Annotated in this window: 28 protein-coding genes; 6 read left to right on the forward strand and 22 right to left on the reverse strand. The window is 52.9% G+C overall.

The features are described from left to right. Positions 1 to 3 precede the first annotated feature (3 nt). The 5 genes from J4E70_RS13615 to J4E70_RS13635 form a co-directional block, all read right to left on the reverse strand. The gene (locus tag J4E70_RS13615) at positions 4 to 387 is read right to left on the reverse strand and encodes a GFA family protein (RefSeq protein WP_213890189.1); all 384 of its coding nucleotides are present in this window, start codon (positions 385 to 387) and stop codon (positions 4 to 6) included. Beyond that, on the reverse strand, positions 387 to 1013 hold the full coding sequence (locus J4E70_RS13620; RefSeq protein WP_213890190.1) for a LysE family translocator: 627 nt from the start codon (positions 1011 to 1013) through the stop codon (positions 387 to 389). Before J4E70_RS13620 ends, J4E70_RS13615 begins: the two co-directional genes overlap by 1 nt. An 8-nt stretch (positions 1014 to 1021) precedes the next feature. Then, complete coding sequence (locus J4E70_RS13625) at positions 1022 to 1594, reverse strand: helix-turn-helix domain-containing protein (RefSeq protein WP_377608563.1); 573 nt, start codon at positions 1592 to 1594, stop codon at positions 1022 to 1024. A 124-nt stretch (positions 1595 to 1718) separates the two neighbouring features. After that, positions 1719 to 2171 (reverse strand): GAF domain-containing protein, encoded by a 453-nt coding sequence (locus J4E70_RS13630; protein ID WP_213890191.1) that lies wholly within the window; start codon positions 2169 to 2171, stop codon positions 1719 to 1721. Next, a complete protein-coding gene (locus J4E70_RS13635) occupies positions 2168 to 3346 on the reverse strand; it encodes a thiolase family protein (RefSeq protein ID WP_213890192.1) in 1179 nt (392 codons plus the stop codon). The genes J4E70_RS13630 and J4E70_RS13635 overlap by 4 nt, the downstream gene beginning before the upstream one ends. Positions 3347 to 3447: 101 nt before the next feature. Between J4E70_RS13635 and J4E70_RS13640 the strand changes: the two genes are divergently transcribed. Together J4E70_RS13640 and J4E70_RS13645 are read left to right on the forward strand one after the other, a co-directional pair. Further along, the gene (locus J4E70_RS13640; RefSeq protein WP_213890193.1) at positions 3448 to 3789 is read left to right on the forward strand and encodes an STAS domain-containing protein; all 342 of its coding nucleotides are present in this window, start codon (positions 3448 to 3450) and stop codon (positions 3787 to 3789) included. 24 nt (positions 3790 to 3813) lie between these two features. Continuing rightward, the gene (locus tag J4E70_RS13645; RefSeq protein WP_213890194.1) at positions 3814 to 4278 is read left to right on the forward strand and encodes an ATP-binding protein; all 465 of its coding nucleotides are present in this window, start codon (positions 3814 to 3816) and stop codon (positions 4276 to 4278) included. A gap of 189 nt (positions 4279 to 4467) precedes the next feature. Here the strand turns inward: J4E70_RS13645 and J4E70_RS19555 are convergent, their stop codons facing one another. Continuing rightward, on the reverse strand, positions 4468 to 4602 hold the full coding sequence (locus J4E70_RS19555) for a hypothetical protein (RefSeq protein ID WP_281414307.1): 135 nt from the start codon (positions 4600 to 4602) through the stop codon (positions 4468 to 4470). A gap of 36 nt (positions 4603 to 4638) precedes the next feature. Between J4E70_RS19555 and J4E70_RS13650 the strand changes: the two genes are divergently transcribed. Beyond that, positions 4639 to 6219: a gamma-glutamyltransferase family protein gene (locus J4E70_RS13650; RefSeq protein WP_213890195.1), complete on the forward strand. Its 1581-nt coding sequence runs from the start codon at positions 4639 to 4641 to the stop codon at positions 6217 to 6219. Here J4E70_RS13650 and hspQ read toward each other — a convergent pair. Next, on the reverse strand, positions 6216 to 6542 hold the full coding sequence (gene hspQ / locus J4E70_RS13655; protein ID WP_213890304.1) for a heat shock protein HspQ: 327 nt from the start codon (positions 6540 to 6542) through the stop codon (positions 6216 to 6218). The two genes, J4E70_RS13650 and hspQ, sit on opposite strands and share 4 nt — an antisense overlap. 213 nt (positions 6543 to 6755) lie before the next feature. Here hspQ and J4E70_RS13660 point away from each other — a divergent pair, with 213 nt between their 5' ends. Next, positions 6756 to 7337, forward strand: coding sequence for a transglycosylase SLT domain-containing protein (locus tag J4E70_RS13660; protein WP_213890196.1), 582 nt, complete (start codon positions 6756 to 6758; stop codon positions 7335 to 7337). A gap of 16 nt (positions 7338 to 7353) precedes the next feature. Here the strand turns inward: J4E70_RS13660 and J4E70_RS13665 are convergent, their stop codons facing one another. The 4 genes from J4E70_RS13665 to J4E70_RS13680 all read right to left on the reverse strand — a co-directional run bounded on the left by J4E70_RS13665 (position 7354) and on the right by J4E70_RS13680 (position 13510). Continuing rightward, entirely contained in the window at positions 7354 to 7959 is a 606-nt protein-coding gene (locus J4E70_RS13665; RefSeq protein WP_213890197.1) for a LolA family protein, read from the reverse strand. Between the two features lie 81 nt (positions 7960 to 8040). Continuing rightward, a complete protein-coding gene (locus tag J4E70_RS13670; protein WP_213890198.1) occupies positions 8041 to 10866 on the reverse strand; it encodes a DNA translocase FtsK in 2826 nt (941 codons plus the stop codon). 13 nt (positions 10867 to 10879) lie between these two features. Then, positions 10880 to 12085: an aminotransferase class I/II-fold pyridoxal phosphate-dependent enzyme gene (locus J4E70_RS13675; protein WP_425516551.1), complete on the reverse strand. Its 1206-nt coding sequence runs from the start codon at positions 12083 to 12085 to the stop codon at positions 10880 to 10882. 93 nt (positions 12086 to 12178) lie between these two features. Beyond that, positions 12179 to 13510: an amidase gene (locus tag J4E70_RS13680; RefSeq protein ID WP_213890199.1), complete on the reverse strand. Its 1332-nt coding sequence runs from the start codon at positions 13508 to 13510 to the stop codon at positions 12179 to 12181. A gap of 45 nt (positions 13511 to 13555) precedes the next feature. Here J4E70_RS13680 and J4E70_RS13685 point away from each other — a divergent pair, with 45 nt between their 5' ends. Continuing rightward, positions 13556 to 14818 (forward strand): UbiH/UbiF/VisC/COQ6 family ubiquinone biosynthesis hydroxylase, encoded by a 1263-nt coding sequence (locus J4E70_RS13685; protein ID WP_213890200.1) that lies wholly within the window; start codon positions 13556 to 13558, stop codon positions 14816 to 14818. A 98-nt stretch (positions 14819 to 14916) separates the two neighbouring features. On the opposite strand, the gene J4E70_RS13690 is transcribed toward J4E70_RS13685, so the two are convergent. Next, positions 14917 to 15843, reverse strand: coding sequence for an aminotransferase class IV (locus tag J4E70_RS13690; RefSeq protein ID WP_213890201.1), 927 nt, complete (start codon positions 15841 to 15843; stop codon positions 14917 to 14919). Between the two features lie 176 nt (positions 15844 to 16019). Between J4E70_RS13690 and J4E70_RS13695 the strand changes: the two genes are divergently transcribed. Then, positions 16020 to 16685, forward strand: a complete 666-nt coding sequence (locus J4E70_RS13695) for a hypothetical protein (RefSeq protein WP_213890202.1) — start codon at positions 16020 to 16022, stop codon at positions 16683 to 16685. Positions 16686 to 16791: 106 nt separating this feature from the next. Here the strand turns inward: J4E70_RS13695 and J4E70_RS13700 are convergent, their stop codons facing one another. The 10 genes from J4E70_RS13700 to J4E70_RS13745 form a co-directional block, all read right to left on the reverse strand. Next, positions 16792 to 17268 carry a lytic transglycosylase domain-containing protein gene (locus J4E70_RS13700; RefSeq protein WP_213890203.1) on the reverse strand — a complete coding sequence of 159 codons (477 nt, stop codon included), beginning with the start codon at positions 17266 to 17268 and terminating at the stop codon, positions 16792 to 16794. A 121-nt stretch (positions 17269 to 17389) separates the two neighbouring features. Further along, the gene (locus J4E70_RS13705; protein ID WP_213890204.1) at positions 17390 to 17572 is read right to left on the reverse strand and encodes a Trm112 family protein; all 183 of its coding nucleotides are present in this window, start codon (positions 17570 to 17572) and stop codon (positions 17390 to 17392) included. Beyond that, positions 17569 to 18207, reverse strand: a complete 639-nt coding sequence (locus J4E70_RS13710) for an LON peptidase substrate-binding domain-containing protein (protein WP_213890205.1) — start codon at positions 18205 to 18207, stop codon at positions 17569 to 17571. Before J4E70_RS13710 ends, J4E70_RS13705 begins: the two co-directional genes overlap by 4 nt. Positions 18208 to 18233: 26 nt before the next feature. After that, positions 18234 to 19142 carry a thioredoxin gene (gene trxA, locus J4E70_RS13715; RefSeq protein WP_213890206.1) on the reverse strand — a complete coding sequence of 303 codons (909 nt, stop codon included), beginning with the start codon at positions 19140 to 19142 and terminating at the stop codon, positions 18234 to 18236. 79 nt (positions 19143 to 19221) lie between these two features. Next, positions 19222 to 19512: a hypothetical protein gene (locus J4E70_RS13720; RefSeq protein ID WP_213890207.1), complete on the reverse strand. Its 291-nt coding sequence runs from the start codon at positions 19510 to 19512 to the stop codon at positions 19222 to 19224. After that, positions 19502 to 20554 carry a hypothetical protein gene (locus J4E70_RS13725; RefSeq protein WP_213890208.1) on the reverse strand — a complete coding sequence of 351 codons (1053 nt, stop codon included), beginning with the start codon at positions 20552 to 20554 and terminating at the stop codon, positions 19502 to 19504. The genes J4E70_RS13720 and J4E70_RS13725 overlap by 11 nt, the downstream gene beginning before the upstream one ends. Then, a complete protein-coding gene (locus tag J4E70_RS13730; RefSeq protein ID WP_213890209.1) occupies positions 20555 to 20956 on the reverse strand; it encodes a hypothetical protein in 402 nt (133 codons plus the stop codon). It lies immediately after the preceding gene. Continuing rightward, the gene (locus J4E70_RS13735) at positions 20953 to 22437 is read right to left on the reverse strand and encodes an FAD-binding oxidoreductase (RefSeq protein WP_213890210.1); all 1485 of its coding nucleotides are present in this window, start codon (positions 22435 to 22437) and stop codon (positions 20953 to 20955) included. The genes J4E70_RS13730 and J4E70_RS13735 overlap by 4 nt, the downstream gene beginning before the upstream one ends. 11 nt (positions 22438 to 22448) lie before the next feature. Further along, positions 22449 to 23237 (reverse strand): exodeoxyribonuclease III, encoded by a 789-nt coding sequence (locus J4E70_RS13740; RefSeq protein ID WP_213890211.1) that lies wholly within the window; start codon positions 23235 to 23237, stop codon positions 22449 to 22451. 692 nt (positions 23238 to 23929) lie between these two features. Next, positions 23930 to 24616: a response regulator transcription factor gene (locus J4E70_RS13745; RefSeq protein ID WP_213890212.1), complete on the reverse strand. Its 687-nt coding sequence runs from the start codon at positions 24614 to 24616 to the stop codon at positions 23930 to 23932. Between the last annotated feature and the right edge of the window lie 108 nt (positions 24617 to 24724).

Raw genomic sequence — 24724 nt, forward strand, 5'->3', positions numbered from 1 at the left:
TCCTTAATATCTGTCGATCTGCGTTTCGCGATCGGGAATGTCGTAGTAATTGCCTTTGTCTTGGACAAAGATGTGCTTTTCGGTGTGCAGGCTTGTCGGACTGTCGAGTGTTCCCGCACCAATAGAAATTCGACCTTCACCATCCATTTCGTAAAACAGGCTCGCACCACATTCGGTACAGAATGCGCGACGCGCAAAACCAGAGGAGCGATACCATTTCAGACCATCAGATTTTGTAATATTCAACACCTCTGACGGAACTGAAGTCGCCGCCCAGAAATGGCCACTTGTCTTGCGGCATTGGGTACAGTGGCAGGCTACTACAGGTCGCATTTCCCCTGTCGCCTCATAGGTCACAGCACCGCATTCACAGGAACCCTTATGCATTATCCCCTCCCCAATTGCGGGGCAGTCGCAGTGCCCAGAAAAATGCCATAAACGATAAAACAGGCAGCCATTGTGCGGCGAAACCAGACGTTCAGAACAGCCCCTATCGCGAGCCGGCCCAATCCAGAGCCAAGCGCAGTGTAGCTACAATAGCTGAGCGCAGTGATCGTGAGCGCTGTCGGCATGATCCACATCATCTGATCCCAGATGGGCACATCCGGTTGCACAAACTGCGAAAATGCAGCCAGATACCCCGCCACACTTTTCGCGTTGATCGTGGCGATCAAAAACGCCTTCCAAAACACAGAACGCGCGGGGCGTCCATCTGCCGTCACAGGTTGACCGGCATTCATCCAGCTGCGAATGCCAAGATAGATCAGAAACCCGGCCCCCAACATCTTTACCCAGAAAAAGGCCGTTGGGGATGCCGCGATCAATGCCGTGATACCCAACGCTGACAGCACCAAAAACAGCACAGCCTGGCATAAGATAGCAGCAACTCCCGGCAAAGCTCGCCTAAACCCCAGCGCCATACCGTTGGAAATGCAATTCACCGCATTCGGCCCGGGCGTCACAACAAAGACGACCCAAAACAGTGCAAATATGGTCCACGCCTGAAAGCTCATCATCGCCCCTAGTAGACCGGTGGAGCGATCACCCAGATCGCAACTGCAGGCTCATCATAAGGGTTGATCCAGCGATGAGGCTCACCCCGAATTCGGAAACTGTCGCCAGCGTAAACGGTGAAAAACCGACCGCCGATCCACAAATCAAGCTTGCCGGAAATCAGATAAGCCACTTCCTGCGTTGGGCGTGTGATAATATCTTTGACCTCTGAATGTGGCTCGAACGTTGAATGGACAACTTCAAAATCATCAGTCAAATCGGGTGAAAGCAACTCCTCACTAAGCCCGGCTTTGTTGATGCCAATTTCGCGTCGGGCTCCTTTGCGTACAATGAACCCCTGCTCATCCACAGGAACATTTACATGTCCGAACAACATCGAAATTGGCACACCCAAGACAGACGCAATTTCCCGCAGATCCGTCACGGACGGCTCAGACAAATCCCGCTCCACCTGCGACAGCCACCCAACAGACCGCCTCAAGACCTCGGCCAACTCGGTCAACGTCATGCCGCGTGCTTTTCGTAAGGTACGCAGATCCGCACCAAGACTTTTGGCTTGAAATGAATCAGAGTGCAGCACGGGTCATGAAACCTTTGGTGAAATTTTCACTGTTTTTTTCACGATGCAATAAAGTACTGAGTCGACGCAAGCGAAAAATGCATCTCACCAGTTTCCAGAAATATCCCCGCCGGAGGCTCCTGCGCTAAACCCTGAACACAGAGTTCAATATTTGCCCTATTTGCTCGGCGTCGTAAGTCGTGAAAGTGTTGGGCTGATCGCTGTCAATGTCAAACACCCCCAACAAATTTCCCGAGGCTCCCCAGACAGGAAGCACGATTTCTGAACGCGTTGAAGACGCACAGGCAATATGACCCGGGAAAGCATCAACATCCGCCACGAGTTGCACCTGACCTGTGCGCGCTGCAGCCCCACACACCCCGCGCGTGAACGGAATAACGAGACACCCGTGCCCGCCCTGATAGGGCCCAATTTTCAGGATCTCATCACCTACATTCCTGTAAAAACCCGTCCAGTTGAACCTGGCGTCAGAATGATGAATCTCGCAGGCGACCGTTGCCATGAGCGAGACAACATCCGTCTCGCCCTCCGTCAAGCTAGCTATTGTTTTTGCAAGTGTTGTGTAATCCGCTCTCATGGACGCTCAATCGCGATGGCAGTCCCTTCGCCACCGCCAATACAAATCGCCGCAACACCGCGTTTAAGATCGCGTTTTTCCATCGCATTGAGGAGGGTCACGATAATGCGCGCACCAGACGCGCCAATCGGGTGGCCCAATGCACAGGCACCACCGTTTACATTCATTTTCTCACGCAGGATGCCCATTTCACGCATGAATGCCATCGGTACAACTGCAAAAGCTTCGTTAACTTCCCAAAGTTCCACTTCATCTACAGACCAGCCGATCTGATCGAGAAGCTTCTTGGTCGCTGCAACCGGGGCTGTCGTGAACCATTCGGGTTCTTGCGCGTGGCTCGTTTTGCCGACAATCCGCGCACGAATATTCAAGCCAGCCTCTTTCGCTGCGTCTGAGCTTGCGATGACAAGCGCTGCAGCACCGTCAGAGATGGACGAGGAATTCGCTGCCGTCACTGTTCCCTCGTTCCGAAAGGCTGGTTTTAGCTGTGGGATTTTTTCGGGTCGCGCCTTTGCGGGTTGTTCGTCCTCATCAATAACGATGTCGCCTTTACGGGTTTTCACGGTTACCGCTGCAATCTCTCCTTCAAATGCGCCAGAGGATTGCGCATTTAAAGAATTTGAAAGTGACCTGAGCGCATATTCATCCTGTGCTTCGCGCGTGAACTGGTATTTTTCAGCGCAGTCCTCTGCAAAAGTTCCCATAAGGCGACCCTTGTCATACGCGTCTTCCAGACCATCCAGAAACATTGAATCCTGCACGCTTTGGTGACCTATCCGGGCACCACCTCGCATTTTCGGCAATAGGTAAGGTGCGTTGGTCATACTCTCCATCCCACCTGCAACCATGATGCCTGTCTGACCGGTCGCGATCTGATCAGCCGCCATCATCACCGCTTTCATCCCGGAGCCGCACATTTTATTTAGGGTTGTGGCTGGCACCGTCTTGTCCAGCCCCCCTGCGAACCCGGCCTGACGTGCAGGCGCCTGACCCTGCCCAGCAGGTAAAACGCACCCCATCAAAAGTTCTTCTACCGATTGTGGTGAAGCCTTCGCATTTACGAGTGCAGCGCTGATCGCGGCGCCTCCCAAAACAGAGGCTTCCACACTATCAAAGACACCTTGAAAACCACCCATAGGCGTGCGCGCAGCACCTGCGATAACGACGTCTTTCACGATAAAACCCTTCTTATTCTCAGTTCATTTCTACTCGCTTACATACCGAATGGTAAGGATTGGCGTCTAGTCTGCATCGGCACTTCTTGATGGGGAACTCGATGAATCTAGTCGCTGAAGAAAAAAACGGTGTCTTATTGATCACCTTTCGTGAAAACAGACTGGATGCAGCCAGCGCAATTCAGTTCAAAGACAGAATGCGGGAACTGACACAAACCGCGCCAGACCGGGTGGTCTTGGATATGTCACTTGTCAGTTTTCTGGACAGCAGCGGACTCGGCGCGATTGTGGCGGTGCTGAAAAAAATCAAACAAGGTACGTCGATGGAGTTGGCTGACCTGACCCCAACCGTGCAAAAAGTGTTTCACCTGACCCGGATGGATACAATCTTTAAGATCCATCCAAATACTGAAGTTGCATTGAACCAGAATCATGTCCTGTGAAAAGACATATGGGTTTCTTAGGGTATGAAAAACGGCGAAACTTTACCTCCTGAAATGCAAAAGAACGAGCTACGGATAACGTTCTTAAGTGATCCACTTTCAGTGCGGCGCGCGCTTGAAAAGGTGCTTCGAAAATTAGGCGGTCTTGGAACAACACCCGAAGCCCGTCGGAAAGTTGAACTAGCTTTGGCAGAAGTCCTGAACAACATCGTGGAACATGCTTATCCCATAACGCACGAAGGTAAGATCGATCTGCGAATCACGCTCGAGAATCAACAGGTGAAGTGCGTTGTTTCGGATGATGGTCTTCCACTACCGAACAGCACGCTACCAGTTGGGCATCTTCAAGTTTTATCCAATGATATCTGTGAGTTACCTGAAGGTGGGTTTGGATGGTTCCTGATCGGGGAATTGTCGGACAACCTTCAATACAATCGGGCGGGAGGAAAAAATATTTTGTCTTTCCATATTGGGTTGGAGAAAACGTAACCTACCTGCAATAACGCTGTCTGACTTGCTTATCTGCGGGATCACTAGAAAAGCAAATCCTCGAGCCTTCTTTAGATCTTAACATATTGTTTTAAATTAGTTATTTATATTTCCCCAAAACTCTAGATGCAGAAGCAAGACTAGATTTCCCGCTCGCAAAAGCCACAATCTAGCCTCAATGAATCCGTATCAACGCCTGAATGCAACACCAAGATGCTCGGGTAGCTGCATATAGCTTCCCTCGGCGTCGTGCTTCACAGCCCCCACCCAGCGTGCGACGTCGAGGATCATAATACCATCTCTGGGCTTGGCTTCCTTTAACATCCTCCTTAATCTCCGTTTACACACCGGAGGTAGATGATGCGTGATTTTCAGCAACCAGGACGATCCCTCGTTTATGCCACAAACGGCATGTGTGCGACCTCGCACCCTTTGGCGGCGAAAGTTGCTGTTCAAATGTTGGAATCCGGCGGAAATGCCGTTGATGCTGCTATTGCGGCAGCCGTGCTGTTGGGCATTTGCGAACCGCAGATGACGGGCATCGGTGGAGATTGCTTCGTTTTGCTGAAACCCCCAGGAAGCGAAGACATTATCGCCCTTAATGGATCGGGTCGGGCACCAGCAGGCCTATCTTCTGCAGAATTGCGGGAACAGGGCAACAAAGTCGTTCCCGTGGGTGGGGCAAATTCTGTAACGGTTCCTGGGGCTGTAGACGCATTCTGCAGACTATCAAAAGACTGGGGTAAACTTGGTTTAAAAGCGGCGCTTGCACCGGCCATCTACTACGCAGATGCGGGTATCCCGGTTGCGCCACGGGTCGCTTTTGATTGGGCGGAAGCTGTGGGCAACTTGACCGGAACCGCACGCAAGGATTTTCTTTTAAATGGCAAAGCCCCGATACCCGGCCAGGTTTTTCGCGTACCAAAACAAGCAGAAGCGCTGCGTCACATCGCGGCTGAAGGCCGCGCTGGATTTTATCAGGGTGCCATTGCCGAAGACATGGTGAAAGCGCTTAAAGCAGAAGGTGGCAAACACACACTTGACGATTTTGCAGCGACTGCCTGCGACTATACTGACCCTGTGAGTGGTCTCTACAAAGGCACTGAACTGGTTGAGCATCCGCCGAATGGACAGGGTGCAACGGCAATCCTGATGGCAAATATGCTTGCTCATTTCGATATCGCCGACATGGACCCTCTGGGAGGCAAACGTGCACACATTGAGGCCGAGATATCCAAGCTGGCCTACGACACACGCAATCGGTTTATTGCAGATGCAGATCATATGATGCGAACGGAATACATGATTGCACCTGAAACTGCGGCCAATCTGGCAGCACTTGTCGACCCGAAACGTGCAATAGAAAGCGCTACGCGACTTTCCGAGCAGGTCCACAAAGATACAATCTACTTAACCGTCGTCGATAAGGATCAGATGGTAGTTTCTCTGATCTATTCAATATTCGCGAGTTTTGGTTCGGGCCTGAGTTCCGACAAGTTTGGGATTTTGTTTCAGAACCGCGGGTCCGGTTTCACATTGGAAACGGGGCATCCGAACGAGGCAGGGGGAGGCAAACGCCCAATGCACACGATTATTCCCGGAATGCTCAGAAAAGACGGGCGCGTGACAATGCCGTTCGGGGTTATGGGCGGGCAGTATCAATCCTGTGGCCACGCAAGGTTTCTGTCGAACCTGGTTGATTTTGGCATGGATGCGCAGACTGCGATTGATACACCTCGCTGCTTTTCCGAAGACGGCAACATGAAGGTCGAACGCGGATATTCAGACAAGGTAAGGCAGGAATTGACCGATTTGGGGCACAGTGTAAGCATCCCACCAGGGCCGATTGGTGGCGCACAGGCAATTCTGATTGATCGGGAAACAGGTACGTTACAGGGCGCATCAGACCCACGAAAAGACGGCTGTGCGCTCGGGTATTAATTCAGCTGGAACTGCAGCGGGTAACACCCATCTTCGAAATCGCCGAAAAGGTCGTGAAGGTCAGGGTGGCTAACAGGTTGCCCCGTATAGTCTGCAACAAGGTTCTGTTCTGAAACGTAAGCTACGTAATAGCTTTGGTCATTCTCGGCCAGAAGATGGTAAAAAGGCTGTTCCTTTTTTGGTCTGCTGTCTTCAGGGATGGAGTCATACCATTCTTCAGTATTTGAGAACATCGCATCCACGTCAAACACGACACCGCGAAACGGATGTTTCCGGTGCCGGACAACTTGCCCCAAGTGATATTTAGCACGTGTTTTAAACATATTATTATTAGCCTCTGCCCCTTTTACTAATCCTTTATGCGGTGATTTGTCCATGCGAAGGCACTGATTTTTATGGAAACAGTCTGTGGCGCACAATGAAACGCTGACCTCCTGGTACAGCAAAATTACTTTGTGAGAACGCGTCACCAACTTTTGCTTTTCGCCCGCGTCATGTTTCGGCTATGATAAGAAAAAATAAAAAGCGAGAGGCACATGAGCAGACTTCTTCGCGCGACAGCTTTGATGGTTTTGGTAGCCGCCTGTGGCAGCAGTAACAACACTGCGCCCAGAAATCTTGATGATGCCTGCAGTATTGTCAGTCAACGCCCCAACTACCTGAGAGCGATGCGCAGTACAGAAAGACGGTGGGGCGTGCCTGTGCATGTTCAGATGGCAACCATCTATCAGGAAAGCAAATTTGTCAGTAACGCGCGCACACCGCACCGCTATGCGCTTGGCGTTATTCCAATGGGGCGCCAGTCTTCAGCCTATGGGTACAGCCAGGCTCTGGATGCCACCTGGGATGAGTATCGCCAGAATACCGGGCATCGTCGTGCGCAACGCGATGATATTGATGATGCGACTGATTTCATGGGTTGGTACATGTCTCAATCAACAGAAGATTTGGGTATTTCCCGATCTGACGCACGCAACCAGTACTTAGCCTATCATGAAGGCCGCACAGGTTACACGCGTGGCTCGTATCGCAATAAAGCGTGGTTGTTGCGGGTGGCAGGCGAAGTTTCGCAACGCGCAGAAACCTATAACAGGCAGTTGCTGAGTTGTGGGCGCTAGTTTTTTCAAGGCAGCGCTAGTTGCGCTGCCTTTGTTCAGTTTCAAAGGGAATACTGAACAGGATCGAGGAGATTTGAACACCTTTTTCCAGTTCCCCTAAGATCACCGTTGTCTGCCCGCCTACGTCATCGGTAATAACCCATTGACGCAGCTCAACCGGGTTATCGGTAAAGACCAGTTGGATAGAGCCGTATTCCGGATGTGCAGGGTCCTGTGCCGTTACAGAGGTCGTCGGACCGTCGCTGCTATGACCAACGACCATGTTTTCACTTTCAAGGTCGATGTTGCGCCCGAGGATAAGTTTCAGAGGGGTTCGTCCAAGCGGATAGGTATCAGGCTCCACATTCGACTTGTCGTCAAAAATTGCAACGCGTCCGCCGCCCGCCAGCATAACCGCTGAGTCAGGGGCATTATATTCAAACCGCGCTCTGCCAGGGCGTTTGATGTAGACTTGCCCGGTGGAAATAGACCCATCGCCATTGATCTGGGTAAATTCACCCTTGGCGGTCCGAAGATCATTCATATAACGCGACAATTGCGACAGAGGGATAATATCAGCCGCTGCCGGAACTGCGAGCGCCAGCGAAACAGCGGGCGCCAAAAACATTGTTAACCACTTCATAGCTTTTACTTAGGTCTTCCTAGCTTCCTCTGCACCCCCAACAGGCCCATAAATTCACTATGAGCCTGTTCTTGCTTATGCTTATTGCTGCTCGGGCACCAGAATTTCACGTTTTCCCACGTGGTTTGCTGCTGACACGAGCCCTTGGTCTTCCATTTGTTCGACAAGGCGCGCAGCCTTATTATAACCAATGGCCAGTTTGCGCTGGATGTAACTCGTCGAACACTTGCGATCCTTGATCACAATTGCAACAGCGGTGTCATAAAGCGCATCTTCTGCGTCACCATTTCCGCTAAGACCCAGCACAAGATCGATGCTGCTTTCGGTGCCCTCGTCAGGGCCATCGACAACACCATTCATATATTCTGGCGGGCCAAAGGTTTTGAGGTAGTTCACAATTTCCTCAACCTCTTCGTCCGAACAGAATGGACCGTGAATACGCGTGATCTTTGCACCACCCGCCATGTAAAGCATGTCACCCATGCCAAGCAGTTGTTCGGCACCCTGCTCGCCCAAAATGGTGCGACTATCGATTTTGCTCGTCACCTGAAACGAAATTCTTGTTGGGAAGTTCGCTTTGATTGTACCGGTAATCACATCAACGGACGGACGCTGTGTCGCCATGATCAGGTGAATGCCCGAGGCCCGCGCCATCTGCGCAAGACGCTGAATGCAGGCCTCGATTTCCTTGCCAGCCACCATCATCAGATCGGCCATCTCGTCCACGATCACCACAATGTAGGGGATGGTTTCGGGTGCGAATTCTTCGCTCTCGAAAATTGGCTCTCCGGTATCGTCGTCAAATCCGGTTTGAACCGTGCGATTAAACATCTCGTTCCGCGCCAGCGCGTCACGCACCCGGCCATTGAATCCTTCGATGTTGCGCACTCCCATTTTTGACATTTTGCGATAGCGTTCTTCCATTTCACCCACGACCCATTTCAGGGCAACCACGGCCTTTTTCGGGTCGGTCACAACAGGTGATAACAAATGTGGAATGCCATCATAGACTGACAGTTCCAGCATTTTCGGATCAATCATGATCATCCGGCATTCTTCGGGTGAAAGCTTGTAAAGCAAGCTTAGGATCATGGTGTTAATCGCAACGGATTTACCTGAACCGGTGGTCCCGGCAATCAGCAAATGCGGCATTTTAGCAAGGTTCGCAACGATTGGATCACCGCCAATATCCTTGCCCAGCGCCAGCGGCAGACGCATGTTGCTGTCACCAAAATCACGTGCAGATAATATTTCGCGTAAAACCACTTTCTCACGGTTCACGTTTGGCAGTTCGATACCAATCACGCTTCGGCCTGGGACTGTCGAAACTCGCGCAGACAACGCCGACATGGAACGTGCGATATCGTCTGCCAGACCAATCACGCGGCTGGCTTTAAGGCCTGGTGCTGGTTCAAGTTCATACATCGTAACAACCGGACCGGGACGTACAGAAACGATTTCACCTTTGACACCATAGTCATCAAGCACGCTTTCCAGCATCCGGGCGTTTTCTTCCAACGCCTCGTCTGACAGGTGATGGCGCTCTACGATAACTGGGTTTGTCAGCAAAGATAGCGGGGGTGTCTCATACGCCGCGTGACTTTCTTCAAACTGCAAATTTGGCTGCGCTTCGGCACGGGCCTTGCGGGAAGGCTGGACAGCTTTTTTTGGTGCGTGCTGCACGACGGAACGCGGCGGTGCCGTTGGAATTTTTATTGGATCTTCCAACACATAGCTTTGCACTTCCATTTCATCCGCCATTTCAGCCGCGCCGTGCTGAAATTGATTTTGTGCTTGAACTGGTGGCTCTGTGCTAAGCACCAAAGGTTGTGGGCCGCGCCCACGTGTCAATTGCGGCTCTGACCGGTCAACTTGCAAAATTGGGTTTTGGCGCAAACGTGCCTTGATCACGTCAGCGATTTTTTCCTTGATACGTTCTTCGCCACCTTCTGCGTCAGGTGTATACTCTAACGGTTCTGGCTCTACCAATTCTGGTTCGGGTGTTGACCGCCGCTTCATAAGCGCTGCAATCAATCCGGGCTTTGACTTTGGTTCGTAGGCGGGTTCTTCAAACTGTTCACCTAAAGGTGCTGGCGCTGTCACCAGCGGCTCAGCACGCAAAACCTGGGCTCTTGCCGAAACGCCAACAGTATGCAGGGCGGCATTGGCAACGGCTTCGTCGTTCGCAACCCGCGCATCGTCAAGGCGGGCCTGACGCGCTTCTTTGAAATGTTGCACCGCGCGAACGGTGCCAACAACACCTTTGGCCACAAGCCGCAAAAGCATTGCATATGTCATGACCAGACCAACGAGCAGGAAGCGCCCAAAACGCTTTAGTTCGGGCAGGGTGAAACCCATTACGAATAAAAGCATCGAAACGGCTGCAATGCCCATGAAGAAGGACAGAATTTTCAAACCAAAGGTAGCTGTGACAGGGGCTACACCCAATACTGCGCCCAAAACCGTATCACCAAACAGCCCACCCAGACCAAAACTATGAGTCCATTCAGAGGCCGGCACATGTGTCGACGCATAAACAGAGGCAAGCGCGATTGCGATCGGCGCAAAAATCAGCCGGTTCAGCGCCCATTCTTCCCCGTGATGCGTAATAAACCGTAGCCCCCAGGTCAATGAAACGGCGGCAATGCCCCAACTGCCCCACCCAACGATGACGTAAAGCGGCGAAGCAATAGACGCTCCGAAACGACCGAGCCAGTTTTTCGCAGGCTCATCCGTTGCGGAAAGCCAGCTCGGGTCTTCAGGCACATAAGACAAAAGCATCAGCACAACCATCACACCAAGCAGTATCAGGCCAACGCCCAACAGTTCCTTGCCGCGTCGTTCTAGGGCAGCCTGTGTATCGCTGTCCAAAAGGCGCTCTCTTTGTCTTATCTGATAGCTTGCCATTCTTTACCTGTCCTTACCCGTAGAGGCAGTCACGTAGCTGCGTCAGCCCGTGCTGCATTTTTTGTATTGGGGCCACCATGGCGACACGGATGTAGCCCTGACCCGGATTATAATTGTTAACTGTACGGCTCAAATACGCACCAGGAAGCACCCTGACCCCGGTTTCCTTCCAAAGTTTAAGCGCCGCCTCTTCACCGTCATCCACCTGAAGCCAAAGGAAAAAGCCAGCCTCAGGTGCGAAATAATTCTTAACACCTTTAAAAATTTTGTCAGCAACCGCGAACTTAGCCTGATACAGTGCGCGGTTCTCAGCAACATGTTCTTCATCCGCCCAAAGCTTTTCTGCTGCGCGTTGAAGTGGCAGTGGAAGCGGAGCACCGGCATAAGCCCGAAGTTGTTTGATAAGGCGAATACTTTCTGGCCCACCCGCAACAAACCCGGATCGTAAACCCGGTAGGTTTGAACGTTTCGAAAGAGAGTGAAAGATCAAAACCCTTTCAGGGTCAGCACCAAGTTCACTTGCTACTTGCAACGCACCCGTTGGCGGAGTTTTGCGATAAATCTCGGAGTAACATTCATCAGCAAAAATTTGGAAATCATGTTTTTCAGCCAATGAAATAAGTTCTGCCCAGTACGAACGGCTTGCCACTGCGCCCTGCGGGTTCGCCGGCGAGCAGATATAGGCAATTGCCGTCCGCTCAAGCACGTCCTCGGGCAAACCGGCGTAGTCGGGCAAGTAGCCGTTTTCCGCAATGGCAGGCACAAAAACAGGCTCTGCACCGACAGAAAGCGCCGCGACCGCATAAACCTGATAAAACGGGTTCGGGATAAGAAATACCGGTTGCTTCCCGCCCTTGGTTTCCGGGCACAACGCCATCGCGGCATTGTACAAACCCTCACGCGTGCCATTCAGCGCCATGATCTGGCGATCAAGCGCGACTGAAACACCGTAACGGCGGCTGATCCAACCTGCGATCGCGTTAAGCAATTCCGGCGAGCCATCATTCGGTGGGTATTTCCTGAATTCATGGGCATTTTCAGCGATGACATCGCCCACCCACTCTGGAAAATCATGCTGCGGCTCTCCGATACTCATATGCAAAACGTCACCGCCGGGCGCATGCGCGTCCAACAGGTTCCGCAATCGCGGGAATGCGTATTCTGGCAGGTTCGAAAACCGCTCTGGAGCTATCATTTTTGCCTCAAACATCGGGATCATTTCGCCCCGTTTGAAAGAAGGATACAAAGATGAACGCTGCTGGTCCAGAAAAACGCCGCAAAATTATGTGCTTGGGTCTATCCTATGTGGCATTTAAGCCAGCGCCGCCTCTGCAGCAGCACCTACGCGCAACAGCCGTTCTTCAGAATTGGGCGGGGTCAGGAACATTATTCCGACCGAAGGCACACCAGTTGGAAGCGTGATACCTGCCACCCCCATTAGGTTGCCAATCCGTGTGTTGCGTAACGCGAGCAGGTTTTCAGTGACATAGTAACCATGATCGCTTTGCAATCTTTCAGCATTCGGTGGCATTATTGGCGAAGTTGGCAGGATGACAGCATCATAACCTGCTGTTTTTGCGAAATATACTTCGCGCAGCGCCATCATCTTTTCACGAGCCTGTAAATATTCGACGCCGGAAAAACTGCCGCCCGCACGGAAACGTTCCAGTATTTCGTCAAACATCAATGTTGGATTCGCTTCGATAACGTCGCGCCACTCTGCGTAGGCTTCCGTCGTGAACAGAACTGCGGACAAAGCCAGTGCCTCTGCCACTTCTGGAATCTCGGCATGATCAATCTCTGCTCCGGCGGCACTAAGTTTGTTGACCGCGCCTTCAAACCCTTCGGCGACTTTTTCACGCAGATCGTCCATTGCTGCGGTTTTTAGTATCATGAGGCGTGTACCCTTAAGGCTCGCACCAGTCAGATCAGCTGCTTTTCCACCTTCCAGTGCGGCCAGCATCAGCGCCGCATCTTCGACAGAACGACACAGTGGCCCAACAGTATCGAAAGTTTTACAAAGCGGAACAACACCATCTGACGACACACGGCCAGCCGTGGTCTTTAAACCCACCAGATCATTCCAAGCCGCAGGTATCCTGACTGATCCACCCGTATCAGAGCCAATTCCACAAGGGGCCAAGCCAAATGCGACAGAGGCTGCCGCCCCTGAAGACGAGCCACCGGAAACGGCCTGCTCATCGTTCACACAGGGCGACGAGGCCGTGACTGGGTTGAGACCCAGACCTGAAAACGCGAGCTCGGACATATGCGTTTTTCCAAGGCAGACAAGACCTGCTGCGGTTGCGTTTCGCAGCACCTCGGCATCAATCTCTGGGACGCGGCCCTTAAGCAGGGCAGAGCCCGCTTCGGTCGCAACGCCCGCTGTGTCAAAAAGGTCTTTCCAGGAAACAGGAACGCCGTCGAGCGGGCCCAGCCGAAAACCCATTTTTGCACGCCCTGATGCTGCTTTCGCTTCGGCAAGCGCGCGTTCCTCTGTCAGGCGGGCATAGATACGGTCAGTCATCGGATGCGCATTAACCGCATCAAGATATGTCTGCGTCAGCGCAACCGGATCAATTTCACCCGCGCCAATCCCACGGCCAAGTTCCGCTGCCGTCATTCTAAGCCAATCATTGGACATATCGCCGCCTCCCTGTTTGTGCAGACGGTAGCGGCACCGAAGCGCATGGACAATCCCACATCGCTGACCATATTGAGGGGCATGACCTATGACTCGGATATTTTGATCGTTGGTGGTGGGCTGAACGGCCCGGCGCTGGCGCTGGCGCTGGCGGATGCGGGGTTTTCTGTCACGGTAATTGATGCGCAGCCCGCAGGTGCGCGGGCAGATGCGGGGTTTGACGGGCGGGGGTATGCGCTGGCGATTGCGTCGCAGCGGTTGCTTTCGGCAATTGGAGTCTGGGCAGGTGTTTCTGCGAATGCACAACCAATTCTGGAAATCAAGATCACCGATGGCCGCGCTGGCGAAGGGCCAAGCCCCTGGATGCTGCATTTCGATCATGCTGAAATCGAAGAAGGCCCAATGGGGTTCATGCTGGAAGACCGGTTCCTCTATGCGGCCTTCTTAAAGGCGATGGAAGCCCACCCAGGGATCACGCATGTGCCGGGTGAAACTGTTATAAATCAAGAAGTTGATGGCTCCAGAGTGTCGGTTTCCCTCGCCAGCGGCAGGCAACTGAAAGGCCGCCTTATCGTTGGTTCTGACGGGCGAAAAAGTGGCACTGCAGAACGTGCTGGCATCAAACGCACCGGCAAAGACTATGGCCAAACCGCATTGGTTTGCGCGATTGAGCATGAACTGCCACACCACGGTATTGCGCATCAGTTTTTTATGCCCCCCGGACCGCTCGCGATTTTACCACTACCGGGCAACAAAGTGTCGATTGTCTGGAGCGAAACACACGAAGCCGCAGCACGCATTCAGGCGCTAAGCGATGACGAATATCTGGAGGTTCTGAAGCCGCGCTTTGGCAGCTTCCTCGGTAAATTTTCCCTTGCGGGTCAACGCTTTACCTACCCTCTGAACCTGACGCTTGCGGATAGTTTTGTGGCCCCCAGACTGGCGCTGATCGGGGATGCGGCGCATGGGGTGCATCCGATTGCGGGGCAAGGGCTGAACCTTGGATTGCGGGATGTCGGGGCTCTGGCGGAAGTGCTGATCGAGGCGCGCAGACGCGGTGAAGATTTCGGCGCGGTGGACGTACTGGACCGCTACCAGCAATGGCGGCGTTGGGATACAGCAACATTGGTGGCCGCGACAGACAGCATTAACAGACTGTTTTCAAACGATAATGCATTCCTGAGATTCGCCCGCGATCTGGGGCTTGGCGCGGTGAACGCAATGCCCGGATTGCGGCGCACGTTTATCCGAGAGGCCGCCGGACTTACCGGGGACCTGCCAAAGCTTTTACAGGGACGTCAGGTTTAACGATGCGTTAGGATTCGGCCCGAACTTTAAAGAGTTTAACGGTCAAAAAAGCCCGATTTGCAAAACTTGCAAGTTTTCCAGACCGCAAAATGCTTGTTTCAACCGCCTGTATTTGCAGCCACAAGCGCGCGATAGAGCCCCTGAAGTTTTGCCGTCACCGGCCCAATGCCCGAATGGGTGCCAATCGGTTTTCCATCAATTTTAGCGACAGGCGTTTGTGCGCCAAAGGTGCCGGTCAAAAACGCCTCGTCCGCACCGTAAGCCTCAAACAGGGAATAATTCTTTTCAAAAACCAGAATGTCATTTGCACGGCACAGGTCGATCACCTTTTGCCGAGTGACGCCATTCATGCAGTAGTCCCCGGTCGAGGTCCAAACCTCGCCCTTGCGGACGATGAAAAAATTGCAGGCGTTGGTGGTGTTCACAAACCCATGCGGGTCCAACATCAACCCTTCGTCCGCGCCAGCCTGTTCAGCCTGAAGACAGGCGATCACGCAATTGAGCTTAGAATGGGAATTGTATTTCGCGTCCTGCGACATTGGCAGGCCACGCACCTGCGGAACGGTGGCAAGACGAATGCCTTTGGCCTGCAGGCTGGTTGCGGGTTTTGAATGTTCCATGATGATCACGACGGTCGGGCCGGTGCGTGACAGGCTGGGGTGCTGAAACGGTTTCACCTTCACCCCGCGCGTCACCATCAGGCGGCAATGCACATCGTGGGTCATGTTGTTTGCAGCAGCCGTTTGGGTCAGCGCGTCCAGAACCCCTGCCCTGTTCATCCCGATGTCGAGCGATACCGCTTTGCAACTGTCAAACAACCGATCCATATGTTCATCGAAAAACGCCCATGTGCCGTTGTAAAGGCGCATCCCTTCCCACATGCCATCGCCCAGCATAAAGCCTGAATCGTAAACGGAAACCTTCGCTTCATCCCGGTGGAGAATTTCACCGTTCACATAAATCTTGATGTCACGGTTGCGCGCGTCTTCTTCGGCGTCATGGGTGGTATGGTTGTCGTCGGTCATGGTGGTCTTTTCTGTTCGGGATTGGGTACTGCTGGCAGGTAAGTCTTAGCCAGTTTGTTGCGTTGTCACCAGTTTATTCAGCGCGAGCCTTCTACTGCTGAACTGCGTTGATTAGTTGCACAATTTATGATTGTTATCGCCAGCAGATGATACTCCAAAAATTGTTGGGTTGGTAGATGGTTTTAGATTTCATTGAAGTTGATGATGCGATCAAAAAACGGGATTTAGAGCAAATCGAGCTTCTGTTAAAAGACGATATTTTTCTGAAAGCAATCGGCATAAACGCCCAACAAATGGAAAAACCTGAGTATTTCTCGGTATTAACAGATGTGAAGAAAGCTCATGAAATGATGACATCTCAGGAGATCTGGGATTTGCCAGAACCCTGGCCTTTTCAATACTTCGTTGGAGTTGTGGAAGATGAAGCTGGCAGACTCAAGTATGAGAATGGTTTAGTAAACGAGGAAAGGCTTCGCCTTGGCAGGGTTTTTAGATCGAAATTCGATGACTTCAGTCGAAACTTTTTTGAAATTGTGAGTGATTCATTTCGTCGGAACGAGGTGCGGAGTTTCCTAGCTAGTACTCTTGAAGGCGTGGTGGTTGATGAACAAAATTTTCAGGAAATAATTAACGTTTTTTTTAATGAAATCCACAACTACATTTCTCGTATAATTGAAGGAATTTGCTACGCAGGTATGGATCAATCACCTTTGTTTAAACAAATGTACAAAGCCTTTTTAACCGGCGGTATTCCTTGTGGATGGATTGGTCCTTTACCGGAAGATGGGGGTGAGCCGTCGGAATGTCTTCAAATCTTGCACTTTGGTGGTGCATTACATTGAAATTATTAAAGAAAAATCCGCAAACGTAAGCTTTTCAAATATTCTCTGACTAGAGGTCTGTCGGAACTCACAATTTCTTGTGAATCGTACGCATCTTCAAACCCACTCACCGCAGCCCGGTTTCTTCCAGCATGCCACGGCGTTTGGCCTCATAGTAATAGCCGCGTGCGTACCAGCTTACTGCTGTGTCATAGTCGCCGTCTGACAACAGCCATGCGCCGCGCAGGTATTTGACACCCCAGCGCAGGTTTGTTTCGGCGTCCATCAATCCTTCGTCCGTGCCCTCATATCCGATTCCCCGCGCGGTTTGCGGCAAAATCTGCATAAGACCGTAATAGGGGCCATTCCGGGCCGCTGGGTTGTGGGTGCTTTCGCGAATGACAACCCGGTGCACAAGATCGACAGGCACATCGTAGATCGCAGCGTATTTTTCGATGAGCGCGCGCAACTCTGGCGTTTCGTTCGGATAGAGCGGCGTTGCGGAACGGGACGCAACACCCACATCAGAGGGTTGGCTACTGCCACACGCTGCAAGACCCCCAAGAATAAGGGCAAGGACGGTACGGCGGGGAAAGTTTTGCATTGGATGCTCCGATAGGTTTTTCAAATTGTTAGCGTGCCAGCGAAGCGTGGGGAAGTGGCCGCAGCCCGGTAAGCGGGGGTTTGCCAGTTATTCTTTTTCAAAACTTTTTGCGGTGACAACGTCAATCGAGCTTGCGCGCCTCATCCACCAGCATCACAGGAATGCCGTTGCGGATGGGAAAGGCAAGCCGCGCGGCCTTGGACACCAGTTCCTGCTTTTCCGCGTCATAGCTAAGCACGCTATGGGTTTTGGGGCAGACCAGTGCTTCCAGCATTTTGCGGTCAAACTCTCCTTCGTGGCTCATTGCATAACCTCGTCAGAAGTACCGCCCAAAAGGGAAAATTCAATCAAAGTTACCAGCGTTTTACGACGGGCTGTCAGTGTCTGGGCCTCTAGCAATGCTTGTTTGTCTTCGGGGTCAAACGGGCAAAGCATCGAAAGTGCGTTGATCAGCATCTCGTCCTCGGCATCTTTCAGGCTTTCCCAGTCTGTCGAAAGCTCTTGTGTCTCGAGATAGCGGCGCAACACCGGAAGGAAACGCGTGCGATCAAACCCTTCGTCATGGTCATTGCGATGCAGATCATGGGTGTATTCACCCCACTCAACATCGGCACGACGATACGGGGTGAAGCCCGAAAGCTCTTTCCCAATGCGGAAACGTGCGATGCCCGTAAGGGTGACCATGTAACGGCCGTCTTCGGTTTCTGTGAAGGACGTGACGCGCCCCGCACAGCCAATTTCGTGCAGGCGTGGGTCTTCGCCGGTACCGATCGGCTGGGTCAGCCCGATCAGGCGATGTGGCGTCTTGAGCGTGTCTTCAATCATCGCGAGGTAGCGCGGCTCAAAAATATGCAGCGGCAGGCGCGCCCGCGGCAGCACGATGGCCCCGGGTAGCGGGAAGATCGGCAGCGAGTCTGGCAGATCAGCGACTGAGAACATAGACACACCCTAGCTGGAAACAGCGTTTACGCAAAGATCATCGACGAGAGTTTTCTACGACCATTCAGCGCGATGGGGTCTTTTGGGGTCAGAGCATCAAAGATTGTGAAAAGCTGCGCCTTTGCGGCACCATCATTCCAGTCGCGGTCGCGGCGGAAAAGCTCCAGCAATTCCGCAACTGCCTCTTCGACCTCTCCGTTTGCATGGAGCGCGATGGCAAGGTCATAGCGGGCCTGCAGGTTCGTCTCGTCCGCAGCAACGGCAGCCCGTAACTCAGCGACTGGCCCAGCGTCTGCGGCCTGCTTGGCAAGCTCAAGCTGCGCATGGGCGGCTTCCAGTTCCGGGCTGGTCGAGATTTCCGCAGGCGCGCCATTCAGAATCGCCTCGGCCTGATCAAGGTCTTCAATAGCAACATGCGCACGGACAAGGCCGCCATAGGCCGCTGCGCTTTTTGGGTCTTCTTCCAAAATGGCGGCAAAGGTTTGCGCAGCATCAATGGCCGCGCCCTCTGCCAGCATTTCTTCGGCGGCGGCAATCGCCTCTTCCAAACCATCGTCGCCTGCAAGGTCGGCAGTGCGGTCGACAAAGGCCTGAATTTCAGAAGGCGGCAGTGCGCCCTGAAAGGCGTCTACGGGTTTGCCCTCCCAGAAGGCAAACACCGTTGGAATGGATTGCACCTGCAACTGGCCTGCAATCATCTGGTTCTGATCCACGTTGACCTTCACCATCTTTACCTTGCCCGCTGCGGCCGTGACGGCAGCCTCAAGCGCAGGGCCAAGCGTTTTGCAAGGGCCACACCAGGGCGCCCAGAAATCGACAATCACCGGGACGGTTTTGCTCATCTCGATCACATCGGCCATGAATGTGGCTTCAGATGTTTCCTTGATCAGGTCTTCTGCGGGGGCCGTGGCGGTATCGGAGCCAAATTCGATCATTCTTCGTCATTCCCTAAATGCGGTGGGCTTTGGCTGTTAGATGGCGCAAAGCGCGGGCCGGTTCAAGGGTTGGATGCGTTCATGGCTGTTTTGGCAAGGGCAGACAACCGGTCAACCCGGCTGGCAATACAAACAGCGCGCCCGCTTGATAGAGCGCGCGACCGAAATCAGTTGTTTCGCCCTGAAGAATCAGTGTCAGCGAGGTGCGCGACAGGATCGACGTGCCTTCGGGAACATGGTTCAGAAAATCTTCGGACGGAAAAAACACAACGGCCGCCGGGGCGGCATCAGAGAACACCATCACAAGCGCCATGACCGTGATCCAGCCAAGCAACACCAAAGCAAGCGCAAACAGCCACCTAATAGTCATGGATGTGTTCAAGGGTAAGACCATTGGCGGCAAGGTTGTTCAAGCTTTCAGCAAGATCAGGCAGTTTTACAAAAATCAAATGGCGGTAGTCGCCATAGCCCTGCCGTTCAAAGCTAAAGATTGCGCCGGGGGCCGTCGGGTTGTTCGACGTCGCGGTAAACAAGATGTCGTCATTTCCCGCTATTTCAACAATTTCACCACCAGAAGCCGCCAGAGCTGCAAGAATATTTGTGAAGGCACGATAGCGCGGTGTTTCGATTTCCAGTCCCTCGGGACGAGAGGCGATGACAGTCACGCCTTCGATGCCAGCCAGTTGCCCTTCGGTCAGGCCGGTCACAATACTGCGGATCGTCAACTCGTCCGGGCCAATATTCTCGACAGCCTGTGCTATCAGACCCGCATAGGCAGATTTCACCGCAAATTCGATACCAAGCGCTGCGCGGCGTTCCTTGTCACGTGGGCTTTGGCTATTCGCCGCTACAAGTTGCGCAGCGTCGCGGTCAAAATCCCATTGATGCCAGGGAACCTGCTGCAAAAACCTGGCGTAATCGGCTGCCTGCTGCGCAGAAAGCCTGTCGAGCGGGCTGTGCTCCGGGCCGCGTAATACGGCAAACATTCGGCCAATTGATTCCTCATAGGCCGCCTTAAAGGCCAGCTCGACAGAAAAACTTATACCAATGGTGTAAACCATCTGTTTTGTTTCCCAGGGAAAACCGCCGTGTGATGCGGATTGTTCCGAGACCGCGCAAAGCGAACTCCATAACCCCGTTACACTGCTGATGTAGCCAAAATCATGCGGGTCCCCCGTTGCGATTACTTTCGCATAGTCGTCATAGGCATGTACAATGTACCATTCCGGATAGGTCAACAAAGTTCTTGATTCAGGGCGGTGCTGGTCCGCTGGCAGGATTGGCTGATAATTTTCAGCAGATACCTCGCCACGGCACATCGTTTCGATATACCCGACAGGCGCCAACAGGATCAAAGCCAATATCAGCAGAAAACGCAGACTCCGCCCGATTAATTTTCCCAACAAACGCATTTAGTTCCGATCCAGTTTGTAGCCCGCAAAAAGGGCAAATCCACCCAACGCAATATGCGGCAGGTTTGCGAGAATCTTAAACCCAAATGGCAAATCAAGTATACCGTTGTTGAAAATCCCGAAATCAAGATAGCCCGAACCCGTCACAAGACCGAGTGCACCATCCCCAAGGTACAGGACACCGAACAGAACAAGGAACGTTCGACTGGCGCGATGCGATACAATGGCAGCAGCCAAAGCCCAAAGTGCGGAGGCGAGATGCAGACTGTCGTCAAAAATATCAAGTGCAAAGACACCAAATGCGAGACCCTGATCGTCCGTAAGGCCAGGAATGTAGTTAAGCGCAGCCGCACCGAGCAGGACAATAAAATAGCCGATGGCAATCTTGCGAAGCAGGGTCATAGGGCCTCCAGATAGGTATCCCATATGTTGTTGCTATAGCGCGCCATCGGATCGATTGCACGTTTAGCGATAGCGAACTCTGGCGCACGCGGGTAAGCGCGCAACAGTTGTGACGGAATAGCATGAAGGCGGTAGGGCAAATAGTAGGTTCCGCTAATGTCCGTTACCCGGTCAATCAAATTGCGCGTCATTCGGGCCATGTCGGCCTCTGCCCGTTCCGTCATTTCCTGACTGAACAACATAACCGCAGCAATGCGCGGCACCGGCGCATAGGACAAAAGGCTTTCAGCATCCGTATCGACATAGCGCAGCGTAATGTTCAGAAATTCCTGATAGGACGCGGGGATAACCTCCTGGCAGGTGGTAATAAATTCAGCAAACTGGTCAGGCGAAACGAAATACTCGTGCAGAATATCTGTGCGGTTCGGGTCCCGGTCATCCAGCGTTATAACAGGTTCGTTGATAAGATTGTTGCGGGTTGTGGAGCCTGCGAACATTGGGCCGACATCCGTCTCCGTCCACCAACGCGCGCGCTTTATCCGCTCGTTCCCAAGCTGTGCGCGAAAGATGGGCCGCGCTGCTTTGGACAGAAAGCCAGAGCCTGAGGCAGCAGGAAGGTCAGATTGATCCCCGGACGGGCGATAAGTGATCATAAGCGCGTCCTCAAAAAACCGCGCGCGATCAACATTCAGGCGCCCGTAAGCCATGTTTACATTTGGATCAGCGAGCGCTTCGGTAAAGCGCGTGCCAAACTCGCGGGCTGGAAATTCCTCAAAACTCGGGTCGAGCCGCAGGTTTGGAACCATATCAACGTCCATCTCTGTGATGGCCCCGGTTAAACCATATCCCCCCATCGTGAGATTGAAGAGATCGGCATTTTCGGATCGTGAACAGGTGACAAGTTCGCCATCTGCAAGCACCATTTTGAAGGCGCGTACGGTTGCCCCCATCGGGCCATGTGTCACGGGCCAGCCATGGGCATTCACGCAAAAGGTTGCGGCCACGCCGAAATCATTGTTGGATTGCATGACCTTGGGGGAAAATCCCAGCGGATCAAGCTGCGCAATCACCTGTGACCAGCGCCCCCCAGCGTGAACGCGGTAGGTACTTGCGGCGCTATCGGGCTCAAGAAACCCACTGTCATAGGTAATCGCATGTCCGTCGCGCGGGATTGCCTGACCGCCCATCGAATGACGCGCAGCGCTGATATTGACCGGGCGGTTTTCAGAAGCTGCTTCGCGTAATTCTGCACGAATAGCGTTAACAAGGGCTTCGCCCGGATCCTCCGACAGTATGATATGTTTGTGTATCGGGGTTTCGCTCAGCAGGCTCGCGTCGTTCAGCGTGTTTTCGCCCCCAGCAGGGATAAGTGATCTGGTTCCATCGAGGCTGGGGTTTTGCGCGGTGAAGTAACGGGTGCCTGCAACGCCAATTGCTGCACCTGTGCCAAGCAATAATGCGCGTCTTGTAAACCCTGCCATGCGGACCCCTTTTACAAATCAAACGTCGCAAATACCGGCGCGTGATCTGATGGTTTCTCCCAACCGCGTGCCGGGCGGAAGATACGGCTGCCATGGGCAGAGTTCGCGATATCGGGCGTGGCCCAGACATGATCAAGGCGGCGGCCTTTGTCTGCTTCGTCCCAGTCACGTGCGCGGTAGGACCACCAGCTATAGAGCCGCCCATCGGGAATGTCTGCGCGGGTGACATCGACCCATTTGCCCGCATCGCGGGTTTCCTCAAAATGCTCTACCTCGATCGGCGTGTGGCTGACCACCTTAAGTAATTTTTTGTGGTCCCAGACGTCATCTTCACGCGGTGCGATGTTCAGATCACCCACCAGAATTGAGCGCGCTGGCGGGTCCGCATGAAAATGGTCACGCAGTTCTGTCAGGTAGTCGAGTTTCTGGCCAAATTTCTCGTTCACGTCGCGGTCCGGTACATCGCCCCCGGCCGGGATGTAATGGTTGTGGATCGTCACACCATTTTCGAGCTTTGCTGCAACATAGCGGGCATGCCCAAGGCCCGCAAAATCATGGCACCCTGCATCGGTGATTGGAAGGCGCGACAGGATCGCGACACCGTTGTAACCCTTTTGGCCCCGCGCAACCATGTACTTGTAACCAATTGCGGCGAATCCCTCGGTCGGGATTTTATCAACTGGGGACTTGCATTCCTGCAGGCAAAGAACATCAGGGGCTTCTTCGGCCAGCAGTTTCAGCACGATGGGTTCACGCAATCGAACCGAATTGATGTTCCATGTTGCCAGGGTAAAGGCCATGTCCTGCTCTCCGCGTCATTCATTTCAATATGTGGCGCTTTGAGGCGCACGGCTAGTTCCGGAATTCCATACTTGTTATTGCGATCAATCACACCAATGGAAAGCAGATTGAGCAGTTTTTTCGCGAGAGTATCAGAGATAAAAGTAAGGGCGAACCGAGGGGAGGGTGCAAAGCGCCCGCCCCGTGGGCGCGGTTCGGGCGCTGCCCGTGCCAAGCACGGGCATTTGGATATCAGACGCTTTTCTCGCGTTGGGCCCAGTAGCACCGTTGTCGGCAACCGAATCGCGAACCCTTGGTTAAACGTCAGCAATGCATAATTGCGGTTTCAACAGGTGGCGGCAACACTTTAATCTTTTTTGGAAAGATGGAGTGTGAAGCATGAAGTATCGTCAGCATACATTTTACACTGACAAACAGAAGTCAGAGATGTGAGATCGATGGCAAATATCGCGGCTAAGCTCGCCGATCTGGTAACCCTCTAGATCTAATGCTGGGATGGCCGACCCAGTATCGCACAAAGCGGCAACATCACGGGCGCGGGCTGCCGCTTAGGGCTCATTGCAGTCACTGCTTCACCATACGCAACACTCCCAAACCATCACCCCCACCAAAAAAAGACCCGGCATAAAGCCGGGTCAGTCCAACAGGGAGGAATGCGTCTTAACCCAGACGCCGGGACGAGAATGCGAGTTCACGCAATAAGACGATAACCCCCGGATTCGGTCACAAGAAGGCGAGCGTTTGACGGATCTGGTTCTATTTTCTGGCGAAGACGGTAAATATGTGTCTCTAACGTATGGGTCGTAACACCTGCGTTATAGCCCCAGACCTCGTGCAAGAGCACATCACGGGCCACAACACCGTCGGTCGAACGATAGAGGAATTTCAGGATATTCGTCTCTTTTTCGGTCAGGCGGATTTTCTTTTCGTTTTCATCAAGCAGCATCTTCATTGCAGGCTTAAAAGTATATGGCCCAAGCTGGAAGACCGCGTCTTCGGATTGTTCATGCTGGCGCAGTTGCGCACGGACGCGTGCCAGAAGAACCGGAAATTTGAAGGGTTTGGTGACGTAGTCGTTGGCACCCGCATCCAAACCAAGAATGGTGTCAGCATCGCTGTCATGGCCCGTCAGCATCAAAATCGGGCATTTCACACCCTGTTTGCGCATCAGGCGGCACAATTCGCGCCCATCTGTGTCAGGCAGGCCAACGTCAAGAATAACCAGATCATAGATCGCTTCCTTGGCCTTTTGCATGGCCTCGGTGCCGTTTGCAGCTTCGAAAACATCGAAGTCTTCGGTCATCACAAGCTGTTCTGAAAGCGCTTCGCGAAGATCGTCGTCATCATCGACTAAAAGAATCTTTTTAAGGTTGCTCATTGTCTCTGGTTCCTCTGCTGTTGCCCAACAGATGTTCACAACTGTAGGAATATGCAAGATATGCTGCAATATATTCACGCGCTCGTGTCTATTTCGTGGAATATGTTT

Origin of the sequence: Pseudohalocynthiibacter aestuariivivens, from assembly GCF_018457175.1 — a bacterium.
Lineage (GTDB): Bacteria > Pseudomonadota > Alphaproteobacteria > Rhodobacterales > Rhodobacteraceae > Pseudohalocynthiibacter > Pseudohalocynthiibacter aestuariivivens.

Bases quoted from the DNA above. Each gene is read 5' to 3' on its own strand.
- J4E70_RS13615 (WP_213890189.1), bottom strand. From the start codon at position 387: ATGCATAAGGGTTCCTGTGAATGCGGTGCTGTGACCTATGAGGCGACA.
- J4E70_RS13620 (WP_213890190.1), bottom strand. From the start codon at position 1,013: ATGAGCTTTCAGGCGTGGACCATATTTGCACTGTTTTGGGTCGTCTTT.
- J4E70_RS13630 (WP_213890191.1), bottom strand. From the start codon at position 2,171: ATGAGAGCGGATTACACAACACTTGCAAAAACAATAGCTAGCTTGACG.
- J4E70_RS13640 (WP_213890193.1), top strand. From the start codon at position 3,448: ATGAATCTAGTCGCTGAAGAAAAAAACGGTGTCTTATTGATCACCTTT.
- J4E70_RS13645 (WP_213890194.1), top strand. From the start codon at position 3,814: ATGAAAAACGGCGAAACTTTACCTCCTGAAATGCAAAAGAACGAGCTA.
- J4E70_RS19555 (WP_281414307.1), bottom strand. From the start codon at position 4,602: ATGTTAAAGGAAGCCAAGCCCAGAGATGGTATTATGATCCTCGACGTC.
- J4E70_RS13650 (WP_213890195.1), top strand. From the start codon at position 4,639: ATGCGTGATTTTCAGCAACCAGGACGATCCCTCGTTTATGCCACAAAC.
- hspQ (WP_213890304.1), bottom strand. From the start codon at position 6,542: ATGTTTAAAACACGTGCTAAATATCACTTGGGGCAAGTTGTCCGGCAC.
- J4E70_RS13660 (WP_213890196.1), top strand. From the start codon at position 6,756: ATGAGCAGACTTCTTCGCGCGACAGCTTTGATGGTTTTGGTAGCCGCC.
- J4E70_RS13665 (WP_213890197.1), bottom strand. From the start codon at position 7,959: ATGAAGTGGTTAACAATGTTTTTGGCGCCCGCTGTTTCGCTGGCGCTC.
- J4E70_RS13670 (WP_213890198.1), bottom strand. From the start codon at position 10,866: ATGGCAAGCTATCAGATAAGACAAAGAGAGCGCCTTTTGGACAGCGAT.
- J4E70_RS13675 (WP_425516551.1), bottom strand. From the start codon at position 12,085: ATGATCCCGATGTTTGAGGCAAAAATGATAGCTCCAGAGCGGTTTTCG.
- J4E70_RS13680 (WP_213890199.1), bottom strand. From the start codon at position 13,510: ATGTCCAATGATTGGCTTAGAATGACGGCAGCGGAACTTGGCCGTGGG.
- J4E70_RS13685 (WP_213890200.1), top strand. From the start codon at position 13,556: ATGGACAATCCCACATCGCTGACCATATTGAGGGGCATGACCTATGAC.
- J4E70_RS13690 (WP_213890201.1), bottom strand. From the start codon at position 15,843: ATGACCGACGACAACCATACCACCCATGACGCCGAAGAAGACGCGCGC.
- J4E70_RS13695 (WP_213890202.1), top strand. From the start codon at position 16,020: ATGGTTTTAGATTTCATTGAAGTTGATGATGCGATCAAAAAACGGGAT.
- J4E70_RS13700 (WP_213890203.1), bottom strand. From the start codon at position 17,268: ATGCAAAACTTTCCCCGCCGTACCGTCCTTGCCCTTATTCTTGGGGGT.
- J4E70_RS13705 (WP_213890204.1), bottom strand. From the start codon at position 17,572: ATGAGCCACGAAGGAGAGTTTGACCGCAAAATGCTGGAAGCACTGGTC.
- J4E70_RS13710 (WP_213890205.1), bottom strand. From the start codon at position 18,207: ATGTTCTCAGTCGCTGATCTGCCAGACTCGCTGCCGATCTTCCCGCTA.
- trxA (WP_213890206.1), bottom strand. From the start codon at position 19,142: ATGATCGAATTTGGCTCCGATACCGCCACGGCCCCCGCAGAAGACCTG.
- J4E70_RS13720 (WP_213890207.1), bottom strand. From the start codon at position 19,512: ATGACTATTAGGTGGCTGTTTGCGCTTGCTTTGGTGTTGCTTGGCTGG.
- J4E70_RS13725 (WP_213890208.1), bottom strand. From the start codon at position 20,554: ATGCGTTTGTTGGGAAAATTAATCGGGCGGAGTCTGCGTTTTCTGCTG.
- J4E70_RS13730 (WP_213890209.1), bottom strand. From the start codon at position 20,956: ATGACCCTGCTTCGCAAGATTGCCATCGGCTATTTTATTGTCCTGCTC.
- J4E70_RS13735 (WP_213890210.1), bottom strand. From the start codon at position 22,437: ATGGCAGGGTTTACAAGACGCGCATTATTGCTTGGCACAGGTGCAGCA.
- J4E70_RS13740 (WP_213890211.1), bottom strand. From the start codon at position 23,237: ATGGCCTTTACCCTGGCAACATGGAACATCAATTCGGTTCGATTGCGT.
- J4E70_RS13745 (WP_213890212.1), bottom strand. From the start codon at position 24,616: ATGAGCAACCTTAAAAAGATTCTTTTAGTCGATGATGACGACGATCTT.